The sequence below is a fragment of the Veillonella sp. oral taxon 780 str. F0422 genome, assembly GCF_000221605.1.
Lineage (GTDB): Bacteria > Bacillota > Negativicutes > Veillonellales > Veillonellaceae > F0422.
The window spans coordinates 66,129-89,968 of sequence record NZ_AFUJ01000055.1 but is presented as its reverse complement, the minus strand read 5'-3'; the positions used below and the strand labels follow the sequence as shown (position 1 = coordinate 89,968).

Annotated in this window: 21 protein-coding genes and 5 tRNA genes; 23 read left to right on the top strand and 3 right to left on the bottom strand. The window is 39.1% G+C overall.

Going from position 1 to position 23,840, the window contains the following annotated elements; all coding sequences use genetic code 11:
- From HMPREF9200_RS06790 to HMPREF9200_RS06745, 10 genes are all read left to right on the top strand, one after another.
- Positions 1-918 (top strand): S1 RNA-binding domain-containing protein, encoded by a 918-nt coding sequence (locus HMPREF9200_RS06790; protein ID WP_009372243.1) that lies wholly within the window; start codon positions 1-3, stop codon positions 916-918.
- Positions 919-929: 11 nt separating this feature from the next.
- Positions 930-2,270, top strand: a complete 1,341-nt coding sequence (trkA, locus tag HMPREF9200_RS06785; protein WP_009372249.1) for a Trk system potassium transporter TrkA — start codon at positions 930-932, stop codon at positions 2,268-2,270.
- Between the two features lie 29 nt (positions 2,271-2,299).
- Positions 2,300-3,814, top strand: a complete 1,515-nt coding sequence (locus tag HMPREF9200_RS06780; protein ID WP_009372168.1) for a TrkH family potassium uptake protein — start codon at positions 2,300-2,302, stop codon at positions 3,812-3,814.
- The gene (locus tag HMPREF9200_RS06775; protein WP_009372223.1) at positions 3,780-4,370 is read left to right on the top strand and encodes an MBL fold metallo-hydrolase; all 591 of its coding nucleotides are present in this window, start codon (positions 3,780-3,782) and stop codon (positions 4,368-4,370) included. The genes HMPREF9200_RS06780 and HMPREF9200_RS06775 overlap by 35 nt, the downstream gene beginning before the upstream one ends.
- Positions 4,371-4,496: 126 nt before the next feature.
- Positions 4,497-4,572: transfer RNA gene (locus tag HMPREF9200_RS06770), tRNA-Asp, on the top strand.
- Positions 4,573-4,578: 6 nt separating this feature from the next.
- A tRNA-Phe gene (locus HMPREF9200_RS06765) sits at positions 4,579-4,654 on the top strand.
- Between the two features lie 3 nt (positions 4,655-4,657).
- Positions 4,658-4,732, top strand: a tRNA-Gly gene (locus HMPREF9200_RS06760).
- 7 nt (positions 4,733-4,739) lie between these two features.
- Positions 4,740-4,814: transfer RNA gene (locus HMPREF9200_RS06755), tRNA-Cys, on the top strand.
- 14 nt (positions 4,815-4,828) lie between these two features.
- Positions 4,829-4,917: transfer RNA gene (locus tag HMPREF9200_RS06750), tRNA-Leu, on the top strand.
- An 88-nt stretch (positions 4,918-5,005) separates the two neighbouring features.
- Positions 5,006-5,350 (top strand): hypothetical protein, encoded by a 345-nt coding sequence (locus HMPREF9200_RS06745; protein ID WP_009372234.1) that lies wholly within the window; start codon positions 5,006-5,008, stop codon positions 5,348-5,350.
- A gap of 75 nt (positions 5,351-5,425) precedes the next feature.
- Here the strand turns inward: HMPREF9200_RS06745 and HMPREF9200_RS06740 are convergent, their stop codons facing one another.
- Complete coding sequence (locus HMPREF9200_RS06740; protein WP_009372240.1) at positions 5,426-6,652, bottom strand: MFS transporter; 1,227 nt, start codon at positions 6,650-6,652, stop codon at positions 5,426-5,428.
- 481 nt (positions 6,653-7,133) lie between these two features.
- Here HMPREF9200_RS06740 and HMPREF9200_RS06735 point away from each other — a divergent pair, with 481 nt between their 5' ends.
- The gene (locus HMPREF9200_RS06735; protein ID WP_009372185.1) at positions 7,134-7,643 is read left to right on the top strand and encodes an Lrp/AsnC family transcriptional regulator; all 510 of its coding nucleotides are present in this window, start codon (positions 7,134-7,136) and stop codon (positions 7,641-7,643) included.
- A complete protein-coding gene (locus tag HMPREF9200_RS06730; RefSeq protein WP_240629052.1) occupies positions 7,612-8,823 on the top strand; it encodes a pyridoxal phosphate-dependent aminotransferase in 1,212 nt (403 codons plus the stop codon). The genes HMPREF9200_RS06735 and HMPREF9200_RS06730 overlap by 32 nt, the downstream gene beginning before the upstream one ends.
- Before the next feature lie 151 nt (positions 8,824-8,974).
- Here the strand turns inward: HMPREF9200_RS06730 and HMPREF9200_RS06725 are convergent, their stop codons facing one another.
- On the bottom strand, positions 8,975-10,663 hold the full coding sequence (locus HMPREF9200_RS06725; RefSeq protein WP_009372169.1) for a DUF438 domain-containing protein: 1,689 nt from the start codon (positions 10,661-10,663) through the stop codon (positions 8,975-8,977).
- A 436-nt stretch (positions 10,664-11,099) separates the two neighbouring features.
- Positions 11,100-11,975, bottom strand: a complete 876-nt coding sequence (rarD, locus tag HMPREF9200_RS06720; protein WP_009372202.1) for an EamA family transporter RarD — start codon at positions 11,973-11,975, stop codon at positions 11,100-11,102.
- Between the two features lie 277 nt (positions 11,976-12,252).
- On the opposite strand from rarD, the gene HMPREF9200_RS06715 reads away from it, so the two are divergent.
- From HMPREF9200_RS06715 to HMPREF9200_RS06670, 11 genes are all read left to right on the top strand, one after another.
- Positions 12,253-14,160 carry a TonB-dependent siderophore receptor gene (locus tag HMPREF9200_RS06715; protein WP_009372231.1) on the top strand — a complete coding sequence of 636 codons (1,908 nt, stop codon included), beginning with the start codon at positions 12,253-12,255 and terminating at the stop codon, positions 14,158-14,160.
- A gap of 23 nt (positions 14,161-14,183) precedes the next feature.
- Positions 14,184-14,720, top strand: a complete 537-nt coding sequence (locus tag HMPREF9200_RS09055; protein ID WP_009372149.1) for a TonB-dependent receptor — start codon at positions 14,184-14,186, stop codon at positions 14,718-14,720.
- A 51-nt stretch (positions 14,721-14,771) separates the two neighbouring features.
- A complete protein-coding gene (locus tag HMPREF9200_RS06710; RefSeq protein ID WP_009372244.1) occupies positions 14,772-15,803 on the top strand; it encodes an ABC transporter substrate-binding protein in 1,032 nt (343 codons plus the stop codon).
- On the top strand, positions 15,796-16,851 hold the full coding sequence (locus HMPREF9200_RS06705; RefSeq protein ID WP_009372180.1) for an iron ABC transporter permease: 1,056 nt from the start codon (positions 15,796-15,798) through the stop codon (positions 16,849-16,851). The genes HMPREF9200_RS06710 and HMPREF9200_RS06705 overlap by 8 nt, the downstream gene beginning before the upstream one ends.
- Entirely contained in the window at positions 16,851-17,621 is a 771-nt protein-coding gene (locus HMPREF9200_RS06700; RefSeq protein WP_009372207.1) for an ABC transporter ATP-binding protein, read from the top strand. The genes HMPREF9200_RS06705 and HMPREF9200_RS06700 overlap by 1 nt, the downstream gene beginning before the upstream one ends.
- A gap of 25 nt (positions 17,622-17,646) precedes the next feature.
- Complete coding sequence (locus HMPREF9200_RS06695) at positions 17,647-18,261, top strand: MotA/TolQ/ExbB proton channel family protein (RefSeq protein WP_009372251.1); 615 nt, start codon at positions 17,647-17,649, stop codon at positions 18,259-18,261.
- The gene (locus HMPREF9200_RS06690) at positions 18,251-18,655 is read left to right on the top strand and encodes a biopolymer transporter ExbD (protein ID WP_009372226.1); all 405 of its coding nucleotides are present in this window, start codon (positions 18,251-18,253) and stop codon (positions 18,653-18,655) included. Before HMPREF9200_RS06695 ends, HMPREF9200_RS06690 begins: the two co-directional genes overlap by 11 nt.
- Before the next feature lie 9 nt (positions 18,656-18,664).
- Positions 18,665-19,381: an energy transducer TonB gene (locus HMPREF9200_RS08160; protein ID WP_009372217.1), complete on the top strand. Its 717-nt coding sequence runs from the start codon at positions 18,665-18,667 to the stop codon at positions 19,379-19,381.
- A 221-nt stretch (positions 19,382-19,602) separates the two neighbouring features.
- Positions 19,603-20,925 carry an MFS transporter gene (locus tag HMPREF9200_RS06680; RefSeq protein ID WP_009372184.1) on the top strand — a complete coding sequence of 441 codons (1,323 nt, stop codon included), beginning with the start codon at positions 19,603-19,605 and terminating at the stop codon, positions 20,923-20,925.
- A 472-nt stretch (positions 20,926-21,397) separates the two neighbouring features.
- Positions 21,398-22,771 carry a bifunctional UDP-N-acetylglucosamine diphosphorylase/glucosamine-1-phosphate N-acetyltransferase GlmU gene (gene glmU / locus HMPREF9200_RS06675; protein ID WP_009372196.1) on the top strand — a complete coding sequence of 458 codons (1,374 nt, stop codon included), beginning with the start codon at positions 21,398-21,400 and terminating at the stop codon, positions 22,769-22,771.
- Between the two features lie 114 nt (positions 22,772-22,885).
- Complete coding sequence (locus HMPREF9200_RS06670; protein WP_009372162.1) at positions 22,886-23,839, top strand: ribose-phosphate pyrophosphokinase; 954 nt, start codon at positions 22,886-22,888, stop codon at positions 23,837-23,839.
- The last annotated feature ends 1 nt before the right edge of the window (position 23,840 follow it).

Below are 23,840 nucleotides of genomic sequence, written 5' to 3'. Positions count from 1 at the left end.
ATGGCTAGTACTTTATCAGAAAATACTATTGCTACGCTAAAGGTATTGCGTCAAAGTGATCAAGGGTCTTTTTTAGATGGTCAAACAGGCAATACGAATGACGATATTTTGTTGCATAAAGACCAACAAACTAGTTCTGTTGCGATTGGTGATGAAGTGACAGTATTTCTATACAAAGATCCCAAAGGCCGCTTGACAGCAAGTATGCGTTTACCAGCTATGAAGGAAGGTCAAATTGGTTATGTTGAGGTCATCAATACAACAAACTTTGGCTGTTTTGTAGAAGTAGGAACAGAACGGGGGATTTTTATGCCTCATGCAGAAATGCGTGGACGCCCGCAAAATGGTGAAAAAGTTTGGGTTCGGCTCTATAGTGATAAGTCAGGTCGTTTAGCTGTATCCATGGATGTGGATGATGCTATGCGGCGTGCTTCAAAACCTGCTACAGATGCTAAAATAGGGGGCATGGTGAAAGGTGGCATTTATAATATGACCAGCGAAGGGGCATTCTTAATTACTCCTGAACGATGGATTGCGTTTATGCATCGCAGTGAAATGACACGATCTTTAAAAGTAGGGGAACTCATTGAAGGCCGTATTACCTTTAAACGTGATGATGGACGGATCAATATTTCTATGCGTCCTGTTAAAGAAGAGGCACTCGCTTCAGATGGTGCAAAAATTATGACCTATTTAGGCAACCGACATGGGCGTATGCCTTATGGTGATGGTACATCAGCACCTATCATTAAAGATAAATTTAACATCAGTAAGGCTGCTTTTAAACGTGCCTTAGGGCATCTGATGAAAGCAGAGCTCATTGTGCAAGAAGATGGGTGGACCCTATTAACAGAGAAAGGTCAAGCCACTTTACTAGAGGCGGATGAACAATCTGCTACCGTAGAGGAAACAAAATAGGGGGATATGTCATGAAAATTGTGGTAGTAGGTGCTGGTAAAGTAGGCTACTCCTTGGCTCAGCGATTGGCACAAGACCAACATGATGTGTATGTCATTGAAAAAAATGGAGATCGCATTAAAAATTTAGAAAATAATTTAGATGTGAATTTAGTGCAAGGGAATGGTAGTAGCATCGCCTTATTGCAAGAAATAGGAATCGAAGATATTGGTATGCTTATTGCTGTAACGGATTCGGATGAAGTTAATATGCTGGCTTGTATGCTTGGTAAAGCGGCTGGTATTCCTAAGACGATTGCACGAGTTCGTGATACAGAGTATGAAAATGGTACCAATGCAGTGATTCGTGACCGTTTGGGCATTGATCTCTTTATCAATCCTGAAATGGTAACAGCTCAAGAAATTTACAAAGTTTTAAAAACACCAGCCGCTTTAGATGTAGAAGACTTTGCTAGTGGTGCTGTACGGTTAGTGGAGTTTAAGATTCGCAACAATTTACATGTGACGGGAATACCCTTGCGAAAATTGGAATTACCCCCTAATGTGCTTATAGTTGGGATTATGCGTGGTAGCGATATGATTATTCCTCATGGTAAAAGTACCTTGGAATACCTAGATAATGTATTCTTTCTAGGGGCGAAGGAAAGCATCGATAAGGTGGAAGTATGGTTGAATGAAGTAAGTCGTCCTACTCAACGGGTCGTTATCATTGGTGCAGGTCTTATAGGGCGGCATCTTACCTTACTATTAGAAGCTGATGGATATGATGTGAAGGTTATTGAAAAGGATTTAGATCGTTGTGAACAACTAGCTGCCCTAGTGAGTCGATCCATTGTGATTCATGGAGATGGTACAGATGTTGACTTATTACAGGCAGAAGAGATTAGTGACAACGATGTGATCATTTGCTTAACAGATGATGACAAGCTGAATCTATTGGTAGCACTGTTAGCGAAACATTTAGGGGTTCCTAAAACATTTGTCCGTGTCGGTCGCTTAGAATATATTACTTTAATGGAACAAGTAGGTATCGATGTGGTATTCTCCCCACGGTTATTAACATCAGGTCAAATTTTGAGACTCATCCGAGAAGGAGAAAATTTAATTAATATTTCCACCTTTGAAGGTTCCAAAGCAGAAGCTATCGAGATTAGCATCACCAATCGTTCAAATTTAATGAATCAATACTTAAAAGATTTAAAATTCCCTGGTAAATCTTTAGTGGGTGCTGTGGTGCGAGATAATCGTACAATTGTGCCAAAAGGAGATACCCAATTATTAGAAGGCGATCATATTGTTATTTTTACATTGCCAGAATATGTTAATAAACTCCTTACCTATGTAGGCGGATAAGGAAGTATGATGAAAGAAAGGAGGATTTTATGCGCATTCAAAATATTATGCGAGTAGTGGGGCAAGTATTGATTACACTAGCCCTCTTCATATTAGTTCCTTTTTTCTTTGGTATCTTAGATGAAGGTATAGGATACTATTCATTCCTTGTAGCAAGCGCGCTGTCTGGTGTATTAGGGGGCGTATTGTATTATTATGGAACAGATACAGACTCCTATAGCTTGCGAGATGGTTTCTTGGTGGTCAGTTCAAGCTGGTTATTTGCAGCTATATTTTCAGCCTTGCCTTTTTACTTTAGTGGTGTCTTTACAAGCTTTGTAGATGCACTTTTTGAAGCTGTATCAGGGATTACGACAACGGGAGCAACTATGATTGATGATGTCAGTTCATTGCCGAGAACTTTCATTTTATGGCGTGGCCTTACGAATTGGATTGGTGGCATGGGAATGATTGTCTTAGTCTTAGCGTTCCTTCGTAATTTGGGGGCTGATGCAGCTCATTTTTTTGAAGCGGAAGCCTCTGTACCAAGACCTGGCATTGTATTACCTAGAATTCGTTCTATTGCGGGAAATTTGTTGCGCACCTATATGGTATTTACTATAGTTTGTTCATCATTGCTGTGGTTGGCAGGGGTAGATTATTTTAAAGCAATTAACCTAACATTTGCTACCGTTGCCACTGGGGGATTGGCCCCTATGACGGGAGGGACCTTTGCTTATGCAGATGCACCTATTGTATGTATCATATTATTGGTATTTATGGTGCTAGCAGGAGGAAACTTTGCGGTGTATCAATCTGTTTGGCAAAAGGGGATACAAGAAATTTGGCGGGATTTTGAATATCGTATGTATTTGATGACCCTCTGTATTGGATCAGTATTAGTATTGGTAGCGCTCAGCTGGGAAGCGGGGGGCTTGGATATATCTCATATTCAAAATTCCTTATTTACATTAGTATCTATGCAAACAGGTACGGGGTTTGCCATTGTGGATTATAATCAATGGCCTAGCTTAGCACAGATGGTACTATTCATGGGGACATTCTTTGGGGGGTGTAGTGGATCCACAACAGGTGGTATAAAGATTATTCGAATTATTATCTTAGCAAAAAGTAGTATCCTACATTTGCGTAAAGCCATTCATCCAGATATGGTACAAATGGTGCGATTAAATGGACATGTATTACCTACTAAGTGGTTACATATGACGCAACAGTTTTTCTTTTTCTATCTCTTAATCTTTGGTATTTCCTCTGTGTTGATATCTACTACAGGGCTACCGATTGGAGATGTATTAGGGCTTGTGACTGGCACATTAGGAAATGTAGGTCTTGCATTTGGTAGCTTAGGACCTACGGAAACATTAACCATTCTGTCTCCATTGGCTAAAGTTGTTTGTATCATCAATATGCTGTTAGGGCGGTTAGAACTGTTTACATTGCTTGTATTACTGCATCCAGGTTTTTGGCGAGGATATTTTGCAAAAACAGGGAAAGGATATGGTCGATTCGATGGACGTAGTAAGAACGCCTCAAGGCTTGTATAAAACAAATTGTTATATTCTGAAAGAAAATGGATACGCTCTTATTATTGACCCAGGCTTTCATGGACAGCGTATCATGAAAGAATTACAGGATGTGACACCCGTAGGTATTGTGCTGACCCATGGTCATGCAGATCATATTTGTGCCGTAGATACGTTGGTAGAATCCTACCATATCCCTGTGTATATGCATGCTAAAGATGAGGAACTATTATTAGTCAAACGGCGTATGCCATCGGGATATAAAGAACGATTTACTTCTCCATATGTTGCGTTAGAAGAGGGGCCTTTACAGATAGAACCTTTTTCTTTGCATGTATGGGAGGTGCCAGGGCATAGTGCGGGTAGTGTATGTATTGGGTATAAGCATATTTTATTTACAGGAGATACCTTATTTAAGGGGACTATAGGAAAAGTGAATACTTATAATGGTGATTCAAAGGCTATGGAAAAGACATTGCAAAAAATTATGACTTTAGACCCATCTTATGTGATATATCCTGGACATGGTTCGAGTACTACATTGAGATATGAATTAGGGACTAATCCATATCTGTAGGTACTCCCATAATGCATGAAATGGCTTGTACAGCTGATTTCAGAGAAATAAAAAATGTTTATAAAAAAATATAAAAAAGTATTGACGAGAAATATGAAATAGGGTATACTAACAAAGTAGTCAAATGGCCCCGTGGTGTAGCGGTTAACATGTCGCCCTGTCACGGCGAAGATCGTCGGTTCAAATCCGATCGGGGTCGCCACTACTTGCCTCGGTAGCTCAGTCGGTAGAGCAACGGACTGAAAATCCGTGTGTCGGCAGTTCGATTCTGCCCTGAGGCACCATTTGCGGAAATAGCTCAGCGGTAGAGCACCGCCTTGCCAAGGCGGGGGTCGCGAGTTCGAATCTCGTTTTCCGCTCCACTTTTTTGGCGGCATAGCCAAGCGGTAAGGCAGAGGTCTGCAAAACCTTTATTCCCCAGTTCGATTCTGGGTGCCGCCTCCACAAATTCCACCCATGCCGGGGTGGCGGAACAGGCAGACGCAACGGACTTAAAATCCGTCGGTTAGAGATAACCGTACCGGTTCGATTCCGGTCCTCGGCACCATTTAGACCAACTTCGGTTGGTCTATTTTTTTATGTCTAAATGGACTTTAATGTAAGTATCATACAATGAGTGTGCTTAGGGAGGGACTATGAATACAGTTACTGATGAAGAACGATTATATAATGCTATTGAAATCAATGAAAAAACATTTCAGTTTTTTCAAATTAATGTACAGTCCTATGGAATACAAGAAGTTGATAAAGGGAGTACACAATCGTTTTATATTCTTCTTGAAATTATGGATGGTAAATTTAATTGTAATTTAGATTTTATTGTAAACTGTTATGATGAGTTAGGAACTATAATCTATAGTAATGAGAAAACGGTTTTCATAAAAAGATATATTGGCTATGATACTCTTAAATTTTGGTTTAATGATACTAATTTAATTGATAGAACGAATAAAATTCGTATATTTGTAACAAAAGGATAATATAAAAGTGCCCTATACCGATATGCATATGTATGTCATAGCATAAGGTATAGGACACTTTTTTTATCTATAGGTTTATTGATGTTGAGGAATCTCCTCTTCGTAAATCGCTTCTTCTTTTACAGGTTTATAGTAGATGGCATAAAGTATCAATACGATAATTGGAATGATGGCAGATACCATATAGATTCCGCTGTAGGATAGTAAGCCATGTAAGATTCCTAATGTATAAGGTCCGACGCCTAATCCGAGATCTAATCCGATAAAATAGGTGGAAAGAGCTACCCCAATTTTGGCAGGTTCTACAGCTTTCAAGCAAATAGCTTGTCCGTTAGACATAAAGGTACCATAACCTAAGCCTACAAAGGCTCCGGCGATAAGTAGTAATGCTGCATTGGAGCTATAAGCGATGAGTAAAAGACCAATTGTTAAACATATATAGCTAGGATACATGACAGCATTTTCGCCACGTTCATCGAAGATACGACCTGCAATAGGACGGGTCACGGTAATCACAAGGGCATAAACCACAAAGAAGAAGGCTCCTGCTGTAATGAGACCGATTTCATGGGTAAAGATAGAAAGGAAACCGAGTACGCTAGAATAGGCTAAGCCCATTAGGAATCCAAGAAAGGCGATGAAGGATACACGTGGTTCAATGAAATTCTTCATAGACCAAGATGTCATGGAGGCTGCTTCCGTAGAGGATAGTACTAAATTTTGTACAGGGAATCGTAAACAAGCGATGGCAACACCGATGGATAATAGGACGGCTAAATAAATAATCCAAGTAAAACCAACGGCAGGTAATAAAATCATGCCAATGAAAGGGCCAATAGCCGCTGCTAAACTAGTGCTAAGACCATAATAATTGATGCCTTCTCCATCTTTCGATTTCGGAATGTAAGCAGTAACTACAGCATTGGCTGCGGTGGATACAGTACCGTAAGCAAAACCGTTTAGGAAACGGACTGCATCCAAGATTAGAATATCTTTGGCAATGAGATACGCAAGGGTAGTGAGGAAATAAAAAATAGCTCCATACCGAAGTACCTCTTTACGGCCGATAAGTTCTAAGCGTTGTCCCATAATAAGGCGAGCGAATAAGGTGCCAATAATATAAATACCAGTAGCAAATCCTGCTTCAGCGACAGTAGAGTGCAGTTCCTTGGTAGCATAACTAGCGGTAATGACTACAAAGCAGTAGTACACTAAAAAGACAATAAAATTAATGATAGTAATACTGATGAATCCAGAATTAAATAGTGTTTCTTCTTGATTTTGTATCGATTGGGCATTCATGGATAACTCCTCCTTTTGTAATACGTTCTATAGAATATACCTAATTTCGAATCTTGTAAAGGTTATATAAATATTTTCTATAGAACTTAACTAAGTTAACAATATATGGGTGGATACATAGGAGAAAAGAGTAGGTAAGAATAGTGATGTGAGCGTATTATATAAATCAATTTAGTGTGTTCCCGGCGATTGGGAAGGGGAAGCGCAGATATAAAATTTTTTTAGAGTGTGACTATCCACGAAGTTAGAAACTGGTATGAGAGAAATACTAACATGAGGGGATGCGTTGTATCTCTAGTCCGATCATCAGTATAGACTTGCTTCGAGCAGACTATCTTGCGATTAAATTGTGTAGGTGTAATATAATGTATTGCTACTTTCAGAGAAACTGACTATAATAAAAAGATAAGCATTGAGAATTATATAACAATGCTATAGTTTACAAGATATAGATGTGAATCATAAGAAAGGAGTCTCCCTTATGACAGTACAATTAGACACATTGGATCATCGTTTATTACGTTTATTAGATGAGGACGCCTCTATGTCGGCCGCCGACCTTGCCATTATGCTTAACAGTGAAGAGGAACATGTGGCAAGTCGTATTCAAGCCTTTGAGGAGTCTGGTATTATTAAACGGTACCAAGCAGTCATTGATTGGGAACAAGTAGACCAAAACAAATCTACTGCTCTTATCCAATTAGGCGTGACTCCTGCTCCAGATCAAGGTTTTGATAAAGTGGCAGAACGAATTATGGAATTTCCAGAAGTACAAGGTGTATACCTTATGTCTGGTAGCTATGATTTAACGGTTATCGTAGAAGGGGCTAGCATGCGTGATATTGCTTTGTTTGTATCTCGCCGTCTATCTACATTAGATTCAGTGCTTTCCACCACGACAAACTTTATCTTAACACGTTATAAAGATAATAATATTGTGTTCCACACGGGTGGAGTTCGTGAAGATCGGAGAAATGTATTCGATGATTAATTATGACAACTATTTAAATGCTGAAATTAAAGCAGTTAAACCATCGGGGATTCGACGGTTTTTTGAAATTGCTAATGAATTAGATAATGTCATTTCCCTTAGTATTGGTGAACCAGATTTCGCTACGCCCTACCATATTCGTGAAGAAGGTATTAATACATTAGAAAAGGGAAAAACTTGGTATTCTCCTAACCGTGGTTTTATGGAACTACGGGAAGAAATTGCTAAATGGTTAGAACGGAAATATCACGTGTCCTATGACCCAGCAACAGAAGTGATTGTAACGGTAGGTGGCTCAGAGGCCATTGACTTAACTTGTCGTACCTTATTAAACCCAGGGGATGAAGTGTTGATTCCCGTGCCAAGCTTTGTGTGCTATACGCCATTAGCTGAATTGTGTAGTGCCAAACCAGTACAGATTATCACGAAAGAAGAAGATGAGTTCCGCCTGACTCCAGAGGCGATTGAAGCGGCTGTAACAGAGAAGACAAAGCTGTTAGTATTACCATTCCCTAATAATCCAACAGGGGCGGTATTACGCCGTGAGCACTTGGAAGCTATTGCAGAAGTGGTTATCAAGCATGACTTATTTATTTTGTCCGATGAGTTATACAGTGAACTTACCTATGGTGATGAACCACATGTATCTATTGCATCTATACCAGGTATGCAAGAGCGGACAATCTTAATTAATGGATTTTCCAAAGCCTATGCGATGACTGGTTGGCGCCTTGGATTTGCCACAGGTCCAGCACCGATTATTGCACAAATGACGAAGATGCATCAATATGGTATTATGAGTGCTCCGTCTATGTCCCAATACGCAGCTATCGAAGCGTTAAAAAATGGGGATAAAGATATCCAATACATGCGTGAAGAATACGATATGCGTCGTCGCTTGTTGGTGAGCGCTTTTAATCGTATGGGACTTCATACATTCGAGCCAGAAGGGGCATTCTATGTATTCCCGTCCATTAAGAGCACAGGCATGACATCGGAAGAGTTTTGTGAAAAACTACTCTATGATCAACGCATCGCTATTGTACCAGGTAATGCCTTTGGTGACTGTGGTGAAGGATTTGTTCGTGTAGCCTATTCTAATTCCTTGCAGAATATCAAAGAAGCGGTAAAACGGATCGAAATATTCTTGGAAAAAATTAAAAATAAAGAGATTGAGTAATCAAAAAGACAGACATAGTTTTGCAGTAAAACTGTGTCTGTCTTTTTAACGTTTATACAATACATAGGTCCTTCAGCGAACTGTTTAGTAACATATAAAAGGACTAGAAATAAGAATAGAAGAGGACTATCATGGATAGTCCTCCAATATATTATTGATTCTTATATTTGAAAGCTAAAATAGCTTGGATTAATGCATCTAATGTCATCTCACCACGTTCTGCCACCATGGATAAAGTAGCTTTATGTTTCATTAATTTAGCAAGTGGAGAATTTAGCATTTTAAAGTTTGGATTGATATGAATCATGTGATCTTTTAGACCAGGGATTATATCAAATAGAGGGAATAGTTTGGTATCTCCTGTTAAACCTAGATCATTTTCATAGACCGTAGATTGTGGTGTGCTTTCTGGCACCGTACCTTGTTCAGTTGAGTTAGTTGTACTATCCTCTTGGCGTACATGTTTGTAATCGATGTGGTCTACGGCATGGTACGCAGAATTAGAACCTTCCCAAATAAGTTCTTTCCGAGAACCGCTTAAGCTACGAATATGCGTGCAATCTTGAACCATTTCTAAAATACCTTTAAATTGACCTTCTTCATTGCGCACGGCGATGTATTCGATATGAATGAATAGGTCCGGCTTGTTAATCCACATTTCAGCGTAATCTTGTCTACCAGCTTTGAAAGAATCGATAATTTCTTGTACTAAAGGTAGACTTTTCTTTGGATGGCAGTTTTGTACGATGCGACCGATGATATTAGAGCTGCGAGGGAAGATGCGGTGCTTTGTATCATTATAGAAACGAACTAAGTCATTTTCGTCTACAAAAGTAATATCTACAGGTAAGAATTTGAAGATTAATTTAATTTGTTCAATTGTCAAGGAGCCCACAGCTAGGTCATGCGTTTGTTCAGGGCTTCCATTAATGGCATATTTACCAACTAATTGGGCTAACTCTTGTAACAATGCAGTAGGGTTACCAGTACCACCTAATTGGGAGTTTCCGTCATATCCAGCACTTTTATATTGTGTTGTTACCTGTACAGCATTCAAAGAAGTTTCTCCCAGGTTCTTAGGTTCCGCATCAGGACGGCCTTTATAAAATGGAGGAGGGGCGATGAAAGCAAACCCAATTTCATGATCACCTTGGCTCATAGTAATGAAGTCACTGTCTTGTAATAATTTCCATGCTGTTGGGATTAGTACTTCTTTTTCTTTGTTATTGAGGTCACGGATAATATCGATGACGTCCGCTTGTTTAGCTAAAAATTCAGATTCCTTCCCAGATTCTAGGAGTTGTTTACTTTCAGAGATAGCATCACGAACAGCATCGTCGAAGGTCCACATGATTTTTGTCGGACGATCGAAACCGTAACGCTCTAGGACTGGATATAATTGATTTTGTTTGCGAGCCAAATGGATGCGCCAAGTAGTGAGGGCATCATATACACCAAGCCAAGGGTTGAGAATGAAGTGAGGTGCTTGTAACAGAGCTTCCATTTCTGTTAACTGTTGTTCCATGGCGTTGATTTCATTTAGATACACTGTTAATGGATGATGTTCAGGATATTCATTGTTCGCACGAATTAAAATACCATCAAATAATTCTAATAAGTCATCCATACGATGGGTGATTTCTTCGTCAGTATAAGAACCTTTTAATTGTTGTTCACCATAGGCAAATTCATCAGGGGTGCACGTGCCGATTTTTTCTTTCAATAACGTACGAGCTGTTTCTAAATCTAAGGTGCCACCGAGAAAGCGGTCTTTAATATCGATCATAACTTCCATTCTGTCATTGCCTGTAAGCCCAAGAGCTTGTTTCATTGTGTCCATGTGCGAGTCCTTTCTGTATCTAATACTAGTATAATCATTGCTATGGTATCGTCTTGTGTTGGCTGAAAGAATGCAGACATTGCTGCACACATGGATACCATAGGTCTAGCGTGATAAAGTATGGGGAGCGTACTCTCAGGAGAGCCGATTCCTTTTATGTGTTTAGTATACAGTAAATAAAAATAATTTTCAGTTGCTAGGGATACAGAATTATAAAAGTTTTGCAAGAAAGAAAATGATTTTGTAAGATGTTTTAGGTTTAGGGTATCATAAAAATACGTTAAAAATATTAGTGCTATATAATATATTGAAAACAGTAGCGACAGGGTTATCTGCATTTCCCTATGAGGATATTGAGGAGTATTTATATTTCTTACAATACAGAGGTCATGCTATGAAAACAGCCTGCGCAAATGATGCACAGGCTGTTTTATATTTATTTAGTGTAATTGGATGCTGTATAGATTCCAAGGGCTACCCAAATGAAAGAAAAGGCAATCATTTTATTGGTATCGAAGCTTTCACCGAAATAGAAGATGGCAATAAGTAAAGCGATGGTGGGCGATAGGTATTGCAGGAACCCTAATAAGTTTAATGGTAATAGGCGAGCGCCATAACTGAAAAGAACGAGGGGGACTGATGTTGTGAGACCAGACCCTACAAATAAAGCGGCTGTGAATGAATCATGTTGAAAAGCCGTCCAAGAATTTGTATCGATGTAGGTGGTGTAGATTATAGCTAATGGTACTACGAGCCAAGCTTCAAAGGCGATACTTGTAAATGGATGGATCAGCAATTTTTTCTTTACCAGTCCATAGAGGCCAAATGTTAAGGCAATGGCTAGTGCCAAGTCAGGCGTACTCCCCATTTGTAAAGAAATAAAGATGATACCTATCGTGGCTAAGCCCACACTAAACCACTGGGCGAACGTTAGCTTTTCTTTGAAAATAAAGACTCCTAACACAACGTTGAGCAGTGGATTAATATAATAGCCGAAACTAGTATCCATCACACGATTGTTAGATATGGCCCAAATGTATAAGCCCCAATTACTAGATACCAAAAGGGATGCCGTGAATAATAACAAAAGTTGAGATACATTGGTTTTTAAATGAATGCAATCCTTTTTAAATTGTTGAAAGTTGAAAAGGATAGCAACAAAAGACATGAAAAAAGCAGACCATATGATACGGTGCGCTAATACGCTATAGGCTGATATATGATGAAGGAGTCCCCAATAAATGGGTAAAAGCCCCCAAATAAGGTAGCAACCTAAAGCGGTGATGAGGCCTTTTTTATTAGTTTGTTGCATAGATACCTCCTTTAGTGTATTTAATTATCATAGTACCATAGATTGCATACATATTCTATAGGAAAATATTATGTATAATGAAAAGCTAAAGGTAGCATAAAAATAATAAATTTAGATAATATAGAATGACTTAAATATGAAATATAGTTATATTTGAAAAAATATTGTAAAATGAAGATGCGATGAAGTATAATTACAATCAGTATGTTTTTATGTATTAAAAGCAATGCATATATATTAAATCGTATTGGGCGTACGAAATTTTGGAGGTATATTCATGAAAGTAACAAATAAGCGCATTTCTGCAGCTCTGTTAGCCTGTGTAGCATTGACTACATTCAGCGGCGTACAAGCGGCATTCGATGAGCATTTAGACCACTACCAATTAGATACAAAGGTAGTGAAAGGGGATCGTTCTAAAGATCAATTTGGTAACACAGTAACAGAACAATCTTATTATCGTACAGGCGGTGACGTAAAAGTTATCACTCGTGATGAAATTGAAAAACGTCATTACGCTGATTTAACAGAAGCCATCAAACGTATCCCTGGTATTACATTCCATAACCCAGGATACCGTGGTGGGGAATATGGATTCCAGTTTTTCAATAACGGTATTTCCATTAATGGAGATACTCGTGTCATTATTATGGTGGATGGTCGCCGTGTAGATAACTCTACAAGTACTCGTATTGCGGGTAGCAGTGAGTCAGGTAGTAAGTCTACAGGAGTAAACCTTGACCAAGTTATCAATATTAATGCAGTAGATAAAATCGAAGTAATTAAAGGTCCAGGAGCCTCTGTATATGGTTCTGATGCTACTGGGGGTGTTATCAATATCATCACAAGAAAGGGCAGTGCAATTAATCAAGGAACTGTGGATATTTCTACAGGAACATGGGGTAAGCATAATTATGATCTATCTTATTCCGGCAGTGTAGGTAATGACAACTCTCTACACTATTATATAGGCTTACATAGAGTGATGTCTGGTGATACAAAATATCGTGATGGACATACCGGAGACATTGGAATATTGGGTGGCTCTCGTTTTGATGAGCGAGGCGCTAATGTGCGAGTTGATAAAGATTTTAGTGATACACAACGTTTAACTGTATCTATTAATCATCAACAAGGTAAAGATGGATATCCGATTTCTACACCAAACCTAAAATATTGGAATAAAAAAGATTGGAACCAAATTATATTTAAAGCTGCTGTTGGTGAACGTGATGAAGATGGTAAGTTAATCCTAAATGAAGACTATTCAGGGGACTATGAGAACGAAAATAAATATAAAGTTGTACAAAATGAAAAAGGAAACCCTGCATATCATAATTTATTTGCTCTAGATGGATTTGGTTACAATTCCTATAGTAAGTATAAAAATAATGATGTGGATGTAAAATACACTTTTGATCGTCAATCTGATATGGAAAGCTTTGTACGGTTTTATCGCCAAAGTCATCAATATTTAAGTAGCGATAAATATGCTTGGGTATTACATGATGATGGAATAAGTAACCTAGCATTTAACAAAGTTGGGGATCAATTTACAAAGGATTTCCCAGATGGTGCTAAAGATGGAGCTTTATTAGATGCATGGATTGCAAAGAATTTGGCGCCATTCCCTGGTGATAGTAAAGCTGCCTTGGAAGAATGGGTAGCCAAAACGGGTGGTAAAGCACAAGATCCAAGACATTATTATGATGAAAGAAAACGTGGAGTTCAATTACAAGTAGCACGTTCTATAGGTAAACATGATATCATCGGAAATATTTCCTACGATAAAGATCAAAACGATCATGTGTATCAAACATCTAAAGGAACAGTAAAAACATTTGTAAAACGTAATTCTTTATATGGTTATGTGCAAGATAAAATTCATGTGAATGATCAATTTGATATCACACCAGCAATTCGTTTTGTTCGATATAGTGATTATGTAGATAATTCTAAAAAATCATTAGGTGGTTCTACTCATGTAGTGACGCCATCTTTAAACTTACAATATCAACTGCATGATGGTAGTACAGTATATACAGGATGGACAAAAGTTCTTCGTCCATTGCGTAGTGGTGATTATGTTTCTGCCTATGATGGGACAAAAACAAACTTAAAAGATGAAAAAGGAAATGTATATACTGTAGGCTATCAAAAAGTATTTAATAAAAAACTACTGTAGGTGCAAACTATAGTCTTACTGACATGACAAATGCTATTGCTAGCTTTGAAGTAAGAACTCCGAATGGTTTTGAAAGTGTTCCTGTGAATGCAAATCAAAAGAAAACATCTTTTAACCTTACAGTAGATCATAAGCTTAATAAAAATTGGACGGTTGGTGTGGCGTACAGTCATTTAAAAGATAAATGGTTTGCGAAACCAGGTTATGTAGTAAATCCAGCATGGAACTACAATAATTCTGGCGATATTAATACAGGTATTAATAAATTACGCCCTGCGAATCACTATACTTTCAATGTGAACTATGATGCAGGTAAGGTATCTTCTGGGTTGTTAGTGAATTATTACACAGGCTCTAATATTGAAGCGTTTACATCGAAACGCTTTGTAGTAGTGGATTGGAATTTAAACTATGATGTTAACAAAGATTTAACAACATACGTGGCAGTGACAAACTTAACAAATGAAGCATACGAAACTACTAGCTATGCCGTATATGGCCCAGGTAGTTCCGCAATGCCAGCTCGTCAAGCTATGATTGGTGCTAAATACAAATTCTAATAATGATTCATGAAAGAGCTACCTTGGTAGCTCTTTCGTTTAGGTGAATAAATGAGAAAGTTATATATAACTGGATGTATGTTAGCTATCATATTAGGATTATACAGCGCGCATCTACATGGTATGGAAGAATTTATTCCCATGCCTGAGTATGTGGAAAGTACGGCGATTGTTCATGAAGTAGGACCGCGCACAGTGAATCAGTTAACGAGTAAAGGAACTGATCAAGATGTCACCTATGAAGGGGAACCACGGCGCATCATGGGTGTTTGGCAAAGTTCAGTAGAAACATTGCTTGCCCTTGGTGTAGGTGATCGTATGATTGCCGCTATAGGGGTGCCTGACAGTAAATATATTGCCGAAGAATATCGTGAAGCCTATGAAAAAATTCCTTATAAAAGTATGGAAATTCCTGATGTAGAAACTACCTTATTATGGGAACCAGACTTGCTTGTAGGATGGTATTCTACCTTTCAAAAGAATAATTGGAAGAGTACAGATTTCTGGGCACAACGTGGGATTCATAGCTATATTTCAAGAGCATCCTATAAACAATCTAAGAGAACAGTAGAAGGAGAATATCAATATATTCTTGATCTAGGAGCCATTGTCAATAGAGAAGAACGGGCACAGGCGCTAGTGAATCGAACGAAACGTGCAGTGGCAGAGGCAAGGTCCTATGGAGAAGCACAGCATACGAAAGATACGGTTCTAATACTCGAAAATTCGGGTCGCCAGTATCGTGTGTATGATAAGGAAACATTAGCAGGAAATATGCTAGAAGAAATAGGGGGACATCTTATTTCTGAGGCAGGACAGACAATCAATGCAGAAGAGTTGATTCATTTAAATCCATCAGTTATCTTTTTGGTGCTAGTAGAAGAAGATTATGAACGGCAAGATGAACTCATAGACAATCTATATAAGAATCCTACATTACAACATGTGGATGCCATACGTAATCATCGAGTACATGGGGTTCCCCTATTTATGGTGTATAGCGCAGGTACACGAATCCATGATGGATTGAATCTTATGATTCACGGATTGTATCCTAATTTTACAGGAGGTATTCATGAGTAATCGAACACATACATTCACAGTGGTGGGTGTAGGAATTATACTCATAGCCCTATTGATTGCGGGTATGGCATGGTCTCTATTTTTAGGGACAGTCCATATTCCAGCACATACATTGTGGCAAGTAGTGGCATCAAAATTTGTCAATACCATTACGATTGAGGATCCACGGCAAGGGGCTTTGAACGATATTGTATGGATGTTGCGTATGCCACGGGTTATCTTGGCGGCTTTAGTCGGTGCAGGACTTGCTGTCAGTGGTGTCATTATGCAAGCCATTGTTAAAAATCCACTGGCAGATCCATATATTTTAGGTATTTCATCAGGTGCATCCACAGGGGCCACAGTAGCTATTTTAATGGGTGTAGGCATTGCCTTTGGTGAAGAATATGTGGGCATCATGGCTTTCATAGGGGCTATGGTTATATCCTTTGGTGTGCTTATTATTGCCAATATGGGTGGCCGAGCTAATGCGATTAAATTGTTGTTAGCCGGGATGGCATTGAGCGCCGTTTGCAGTGCTTTTACGAGTGTTATCGTATATTTCGCGAAGGATAAAGAAGGGATTCAAAACGTAGCTTTCTGGATGATGGGTAGTCTAGCAGGGGCTAATTGGGATTTGATTGGCATTATGCTATTTGTTATTCTATTGCCAATTGTATTCTTCTGGTTCCAAACTCGCATTTTGAACTTGATGTTACTAGGTGATGAAGTAGCTATCACATTAGGGGTAGACTTACACAGATATCGTCAATTATACCTTGTAATGAGTTCAATTATGATAGGCTTTGCCGTATATGCAGCAGGTATTATTGGATTCGTTGGGTTGCTGATTCCTCATATTGTACGTCAAGCCTTAGGCACAAATCATAAAGGTTTAATTCCTATCTCTGCCTTGGGAGGCGCTTTATTACTTGTGGTGGCAGATACACTCAGTAGAACGATTATTCCTCATACGGAATTACCGATTGGTATTTTAATTTCTGTTATCGGTGCGCCAGCTTTTGTATACTTAATGATTAAGCAAACCTATGCGTTCGGAGGTAATTAATGAATTTACAAGTAGAACAAGTTGCCTTTGGCATTGGACAAACGCAAATCTTACAAGGTATAGATTTAAAAGTGCAAGACCGTGAAATTGTAGGTCTAATTGGTCCTAATGGTAGTGGTAAAAGTACGTTGTTAAAATGTATCTATCGTACATTGCATCCTAATGCAGGACAAATTATGTTGAATGGCCGCGCCTTAGATGAACTTTCATTTCGTGAAAGTGCTTTGCAAATGGCGGTAGTGGCACAACATAATCAATACCAATTTGACTTTTCAGTGATGGATATTGTACTTATGGGGCGTATGCCTCATAAAAAATTACTTGAAGGAGATACGCCGGGGGACTATACTATAGCTAGACGGGCTTTAGCACAGGTAGGTATGGATCATATGGAAACACGTAGTTTCTTGAGCCTTTCAGGGGGCGAGCAACAACGTGTGATTTTGGCCAGAGCTTTAACACAAGAAAGCCCATGTCTGATTTTGGATGAACCAACGAATCATTTGGATATCAAGTACCAATTGGAAATGTTGGAAATCGTTCGTGATGCGGGTGTAACTGTATTGATGGCTGTTCATGATTTAAACTTGGCATCCCAATTCTGTCATCGTCTAGTTGCCCTAGAAAAAGGACGAGTGGTTGGCACAGGGACGCCAAAAGAGTTGCTGACACCAGAGTTTATTCAAAACCTATATGGTGTACATAGTCGCATCGTAGAAGGTCCGACAGAAGATTCTATTCATATTATTTTTACGGAAACAGTGAAATAAGTATTTATCTATAAGGAGATATCACATGGAATTATTTGAATTATTTATTAAGGGTGGGTATGTTATGTATCCATTGTTACTTTGTTCTTTCATTGCTGTGATTGTTTTCGTTGAGCGCTTGCGCTTTTATCGCTCTATGTTAGATGATGTAAATGCATTGCGTGAAAAGATTATCCCACTAGTACAACAAAGCAACTGGAAAGGCTTACAAGCTTTAAAAGAAACAAGCAAAGGTATGGCTACGCATGTCATTGCAGAAGCAGCTCGTGGTGGCAACAACAAAGAGCAACAAGAAAAATTATTGGAAGCAGCAACGATTAGTGAATCTGCAAAATTACGCCAATATTTGAACTACATTGAATCTATCGTTACCATGGCTCCTTTGTTGGGTTTGTTGGGTACAGTAACAGGTATGATTGGGTCTTTCAGTGTATTATCCATTTCTGAAGGACAACCATTTGCCATCACTGGCGGCGTAGGGGAAGCCTTGATTGCTACAGCCACAGGCTTGATCGTGGCAATTATTGCTTTAATTTTACATACATACTTAGTGCAACAACAAGATATTTTGATTAGCCAAATTGAAGATGCAAGTGCTATGTATATGGCGGAATTGGCAGGTGACAACCATGCGGCTTAGATCCTTACGGACTACGTCTAAACCGAAACTCATGATTATTCCAATGATTGATATCATCTTCTTTTTATTGGTATTTTTCATGATGAGTATGTTGACAATGGTCGTACAAAAATCTGTGCCAATTCAATTACCACAAGCGGTGGCATCGAAAGTGGACTTGCAACGTAAAATTCCAATTACTGTAACAAGTAACGGACAAATCTATGTGGAAGCGCAACCGGTGACGCTTGACCAAATGATTCGTTACTTGCAAGCTGAAAAAGCGAAGGGCGATGACATGGTCGTTATCTTGCGTGGTGATGCGAAAGCTGAATATGGCACATTTGTTACTGTCTTAGACACATTGAAACAAATGGGTATTGTTAAAGTATCCATTGCGACAGATAGTAAATAAGGAGGTACTATGGATAGACGATGGCGTATACCCGCAGTGATATCCGGACTGACAAATATAGGTCTTGTAGTACTTCTAGGCGTATTGGGTCATATCCAAACACCGATACCAGAATCGGATGAAATTGTAGAGGTGCAGTTGGTTCATGAGGACAAAGGTAGTGCAGGGCAACCGAGTGCAGGACCAGCGATTACAGCACCCCATACTGAAAAACGTGAAATTCCACCACCGATTACGAATCTAGCTGACGCAGAAGCAATTTTAGAACAAGTGAAAGTGGAAGCCCCTAAAAATGTAGCGATTGTAGCACCGCCATCAGCACTTCCAGAAAATCCTGGAGGCGGTGGAGAAGGTACGGGACCTAGCAATGGAAATGGTGATAGTAACGGAGATGGCGACGGCCAAGGCGCTGGAGATGGTAACGGGGGAGGCGGCAACGATGATGGAGTGATTGTCGATGCTGGTAGTTTATCTCTAGTCAGTGATGTAGAAGCACCGTACCCTCCTAAAATGCTCCGCCAAGGTAAAACAGGCACTGTAGTTGTTCAATTAGTGGTAGAAAAAGATGGATCGGTTAGCTCCGTAGATATTATCGGCGGCAGCGGACAACCTGAATTTGAAAGAGCCGTTATGCAAGTAGCATATCAGTGGACTTTCGTACCAGCCACTAGAAACGGACGACCAGTTCGAGCCTATGCAACGAGAACCTATCGCTTTGCATTATAAAATTAAATAGATGCATTCATGCATTGGCATAGATGCGGTACATAGCGCCATATGCTTCTGACTACGTGTAGTTAGAATTGTATGGCGTTTTGTGTTCCTAACAGAAAGGTATATAGGTTTTCGTAAGAAAAGGTGAGGCTCTTTTAGAAATAAACTACTAGCCTATCAATTGAAAAAGGTATATACTATGCCATGATATACAATGTAAAGGAGGCGTTAGTATGGAAGTTGTTAGTCAAGAGGTAAAAAGTCGTTTTTTACGCTTGCAAATGAATTCTTTGATTGGTGTATGGATTGGATATGCAGCCTATTACTTAGTGCGTAGTAATTTCAATTTAGCGTTGCCGTATTTATCTGGTGAGCTAGATTTAAGTAAAACGCAATTAGGCTTATTATCTAGCTGTCTATTGATTACATATGGACTTAGCAAAGGATTCATGTCTGTGTTGGCAGATAAAGCAAATCCGAAGTATTTTATGGCTATCGGTTTGACTTTATGCGTCATCTTAAATGTATTGATGGGATTCACCACACATTATTCCTTATTTATCGGACTCGTTATTTTATTAGGTTTATTCCAAGGGATGGGTGTTGGACCTTCAATTATTACGGTAGGCTATTGGTTTCCTAGATCTCAGCGGGGTCGTGCTAGTACGATTTGGAATATGTCCCACAATTTAGGCGGAGGCATTGTAGCACCTATCGTGGGTGTAGCGATTGGCTATTTAGGAACAGAGCATTGGCGAATCGGTACATTTGCAGTACCAGCTATCTTGGCCGCTATTTGTGTCTTATTAGTCTTGTATTTTGTTCGTAAGCGACCAACCGAAGAAGGATTGCCAACTGTAGAGGAAGTATTCCAAGAGGAAGCGGCAGGACAAAAATCTGCTAAAATGGCAGCGGACAAACCAGAGAATATGAATGCATTCCAAGTATTCTACAACTTTGTATTTAAAAATCCAAACTCTTGGTATTTGGTATTAATCGACGTATTCGTATACATGGTACGCTTTGGCATGATTACTTGGATTCCTTTATACTTACTGAAAGTAAAAGGTTTTACGAAAACAGAGATGAGTGTAGCGTACATGTTGTTTGAATGGGCTGCTATTCCATCTACTATCTTGGCAGGCTACTTAGTAGATAAATACTTCAAAGGTCGCATTATGCAATTACCAATCTATTGCTTAGTGGTAATCTTTGCTTGTGTGATTGGGTATATGAACTCTGATAGTATTTTGTGGGCCACTGTATTTGCTTGTATTACAGGCTGCTTGATTTACATTCCACAATCTATGATTCCAGTACAGGCAATGGAAGTCATTCCAACCTTTGCCTTAGGATCTGCCGTGGGCTTGCGTGGTTTTATGAGTTACCTTGTGGGTAGTTCCTTAGGAACAACACTCTTTGGTTTCGTTGTAGACCATTGGGGCTGGGACATGGGTTTCTACACATTGCTAGTGGGTGTAGTCCTTTGTATGTTCTCTTGCTACTTATCTAATAGAGGAGTACAAAAAATCTATGCGGCTGCTGATAAAGCATAAACAGATATTTCAATGCTAATAAAAGAATAGACATTAGTAGAATATGCTAGTGAAAGTTACGAAGGAAAGCCTAAAAGTAGGCTTTCCTTTATTGCATGTATGGTAGTTGTATTGAAATTTGAGTGTGCACAGTATGAAAGTATACAGATTTATATCATCGATGATAGGAGAATAAAAAAACATGCTGTGGTAGAAACGGTAGTAAAAGTTTGCATCCCATGACATAAAATCATTATTTTGATTAAGAATTTGGAGTCCATGACATAAAACTATTATTGTTATGAAAAATATGTACTTCATGACATAAAATAAACAAAATTGAAGAAAATTTGGTATAGAATCCATAAAACTATGACAGGAACTTATGGAGTGTACTGAAAATAAAGTTATATTTAGTGTCGAAAAATCTCCCACAATATGGTATGCTAATTTATATATGATTATTATTCAATAACAATAAAGGTGGATGCATATGAGTGAATTAGTTGGTTTGATTTTAGCGGCCGGTAAAGGGACGCGCATGAAATCTAAACTTCCGAAAGTATTGCACAAAGTAGCTGGTAAAGCTATGGTGGAACGTGTATTAGAAGCGGCTCAATCTATAGGGGCGAAGCGCAATGTGGTTATCGTCGGTTTTGGTGGCGATGATGTGAAAGCCTACTTAGGTGACCGTGCGGAATACGTCACACAATTAGAGCAAAAAGGCACAGGTCATGCTGTACAACAAGCAGAATCTGTATTGGGCAACCATGATGGTCTCATCTTGTTGTTGTGCGGTGATACACCATTAGTAACGCAAGAAACATTGGAACAATTGTTGGCGCACCACAAAGAAACAGGGGCGGCAGCCACAGTATTAACAGCCTACATGGACAACCCATATGGGTATGGCCGTATCATTCGTAATGATGCTAAGTCTGTAGAACGCATCGTAGAAGAAAAAGATGGCAAACTAGATGAATTAAAAGTGCACGAAGTAAACACAGGCATGTACATTTTTGACTCTAAAGAATTATGGCCTTGTTTAGAGCAACTTTCAGATGACAATGCACAAGGTGAGCTATACATTACAGACGTGGTGAGCATCCTTGTACGAGCTGGCAAAACGGTAAGTGCATATATGACTATGGATAGTGATGAGTCCTTAGGGGTAAACAGCCGTTTGCAGTTGGCACAAGCAGAGTTAATTTTGCGCAATCGCACCAACTTAGCGCTCATGGAAGCTGGCGTGACTCTAGTGGACCCTCATAGTACATATATTGCTCCAGAAGTGGTGGTTGGACCAGATACCATTATTTATCCGAATACAACGCTAGAAGGCAATACGGTGGTAGGAACGAATAATATATTGGGGCCAAATACACGCTTGTCCAACGTAACAGTAGGAGATAATAACCATATCCATGATTCCTATGCACATGATTGCGAAATCAAGAACGATACGGTGATTGGTCCATTTGTTCATTTGCGTCCAGATACAGTGTTGTCTGACAAAGTGAAAATTGGTAACTTTGTAGAAGTGAAAAATAGCGTGGTAGGGGTAGGTACCAAACTTCCTCACTTATCTTACATCGGTGATAGTGATGTAGGATCGAAGGTGAATATTGGTTGCGGAACTATCACGGTGAACTACGATGGTAAAAAGAAACATCGAACTATCATTGAGGATGGCGTATTTGTGGGTTGTAACTCTAATTTAGTAGCGCCTGTAACGATTGGTAGTGAAAGTTATGTGGCTGCAGGTTCCACTATAACGAAGAATGTGCCAAACCGTGGATTAGCATTCGGACGGGCTCGCCAAGTGGTCAAAGAGAACTGGGTAACAGATGATACTTTCAAGAAATAACAATGTGTAAAAAAATGATAAAATAGTTTACACAAAATTGAGAAAATGAAGTACAATATACATAGAGCCTTTGTGCATCAAATTGTAAGTCAATTGTTTTAGAGGAGTAATGACATGACATTAGAAGATGGTAAACGACTCAAAATTTTTACAGGTAATGCAAATCCAGCATTAGCCAAAGAAATTTGTGATTATTTGGACCTTCCAATAGGAGAAGCCTTTGTAGGTCGCTTCAATAATGGTGAAGTACAAGTCATGATTGATGAAAGTGTACGTGGTAAAGACGTATTTATCGTACAACCAACTAGCTATCCAGTGAATGATAATGTAGTTGAGTTGTTCATCATGGCAGATGCTTTGAAACGTGCATCAGCTCGTCATATCACAGCCGTTGTACCATATTATGGATATGCTCGCCAAGATAGAAAAACTCGTGGTAGAGAACCAATTACAGCAAAATTAATGGCAGACTTATTACAAACTGCTGGTGTGACTCGCCTTGTAACTGTAGATCTTCATGCAGGTCAAATTCAAGGGTTCTTTGATGTGCCAGTAGACCATTTAATGGGGGCTTCCATTATTGCAAACTATATTAATGAAAAGAAAATGGAAGATGTCATCGTTGTATCTCCAGACCTTGGAGGTGTAACGCGTGCCCGCGATTTAGCGGACCGTATTGGTGCACCAATTGCAATTATCGAGAAAAAACGTCCACAACCAGGTGTTGCGAAAGTAATGAACTTAATTGGTGATGTACAAGGTAAAAACTGTATCATTATTGACGATATTGTAGATACAGCAGGATCTCTTGTAGAAGGGGCGAAAGCATTACAAGAGTTTGGCGCTAAATCTGTAACCGCTTGTGTGACACATGCAGTATTAACAGATCCAGCTTGCGAACGTATTGCTAACTCCAACATTAAAGAGTTAATTGTAACAAATACAATTGATATTCCAGAAGAACGTCGATTACCTAATATTACAGTACTGTCCGTAGCTCCTTTATTGGGAGATGCGATTTTACGTATTTTCCGAGAAGAGTCTGTAAGCTCTTTGTTTGATAAATAAG

Coding starts and splice junctions, on each gene's coding strand:
- HMPREF9200_RS06670 (WP_009372162.1), top strand. CDS start 22,886: ATGACATTAGAAGATGGTAAACGACTCAAAATTTTTACAGGTAATGCA.
- HMPREF9200_RS06745 (WP_009372234.1), top strand. CDS start 5,006: ATGAATACAGTTACTGATGAAGAACGATTATATAATGCTATTGAAATC.
- HMPREF9200_RS06725 (WP_009372169.1), bottom strand. CDS start 10,663: ATGGACACAATGAAACAAGCTCTTGGGCTTACAGGCAATGACAGAATG.
- HMPREF9200_RS06735 (WP_009372185.1), top strand. CDS start 7,134: ATGACAGTACAATTAGACACATTGGATCATCGTTTATTACGTTTATTA.
- trkA (WP_009372249.1), top strand. CDS start 930: ATGAAAATTGTGGTAGTAGGTGCTGGTAAAGTAGGCTACTCCTTGGCT.
- HMPREF9200_RS06690 (WP_009372226.1), top strand. CDS start 18,251: ATGCGGCTTAGATCCTTACGGACTACGTCTAAACCGAAACTCATGATT.
- HMPREF9200_RS06695 (WP_009372251.1), top strand. CDS start 17,647: ATGGAATTATTTGAATTATTTATTAAGGGTGGGTATGTTATGTATCCA.
- HMPREF9200_RS06715 (WP_009372231.1), top strand. CDS start 12,253: ATGAAAGTAACAAATAAGCGCATTTCTGCAGCTCTGTTAGCCTGTGTA.
- HMPREF9200_RS06705 (WP_009372180.1), top strand. CDS start 15,796: ATGAGTAATCGAACACATACATTCACAGTGGTGGGTGTAGGAATTATA.
- HMPREF9200_RS06740 (WP_009372240.1), bottom strand. CDS start 6,652: ATGAATGCCCAATCGATACAAAATCAAGAAGAAACACTATTTAATTCT.
- HMPREF9200_RS06790 (WP_009372243.1), top strand. CDS start 1: ATGGCTAGTACTTTATCAGAAAATACTATTGCTACGCTAAAGGTATTG.
- rarD (WP_009372202.1), bottom strand. CDS start 11,975: ATGCAACAAACTAATAAAAAAGGCCTCATCACCGCTTTAGGTTGCTAC.
- HMPREF9200_RS08160 (WP_009372217.1), top strand. CDS start 18,665: ATGGATAGACGATGGCGTATACCCGCAGTGATATCCGGACTGACAAAT.
- HMPREF9200_RS06700 (WP_009372207.1), top strand. CDS start 16,851: ATGAATTTACAAGTAGAACAAGTTGCCTTTGGCATTGGACAAACGCAA.
- glmU (WP_009372196.1), top strand. CDS start 21,398: ATGAGTGAATTAGTTGGTTTGATTTTAGCGGCCGGTAAAGGGACGCGC.
- HMPREF9200_RS06680 (WP_009372184.1), top strand. CDS start 19,603: ATGGAAGTTGTTAGTCAAGAGGTAAAAAGTCGTTTTTTACGCTTGCAA.
- HMPREF9200_RS09055 (WP_009372149.1), top strand. CDS start 14,184: ATGACAAATGCTATTGCTAGCTTTGAAGTAAGAACTCCGAATGGTTTT.
- HMPREF9200_RS06710 (WP_009372244.1), top strand. CDS start 14,772: ATGAGAAAGTTATATATAACTGGATGTATGTTAGCTATCATATTAGGA.
- HMPREF9200_RS06775 (WP_009372223.1), top strand. CDS start 3,780: ATGGACGTAGTAAGAACGCCTCAAGGCTTGTATAAAACAAATTGTTAT.
- HMPREF9200_RS06780 (WP_009372168.1), top strand. CDS start 2,300: ATGCGCATTCAAAATATTATGCGAGTAGTGGGGCAAGTATTGATTACA.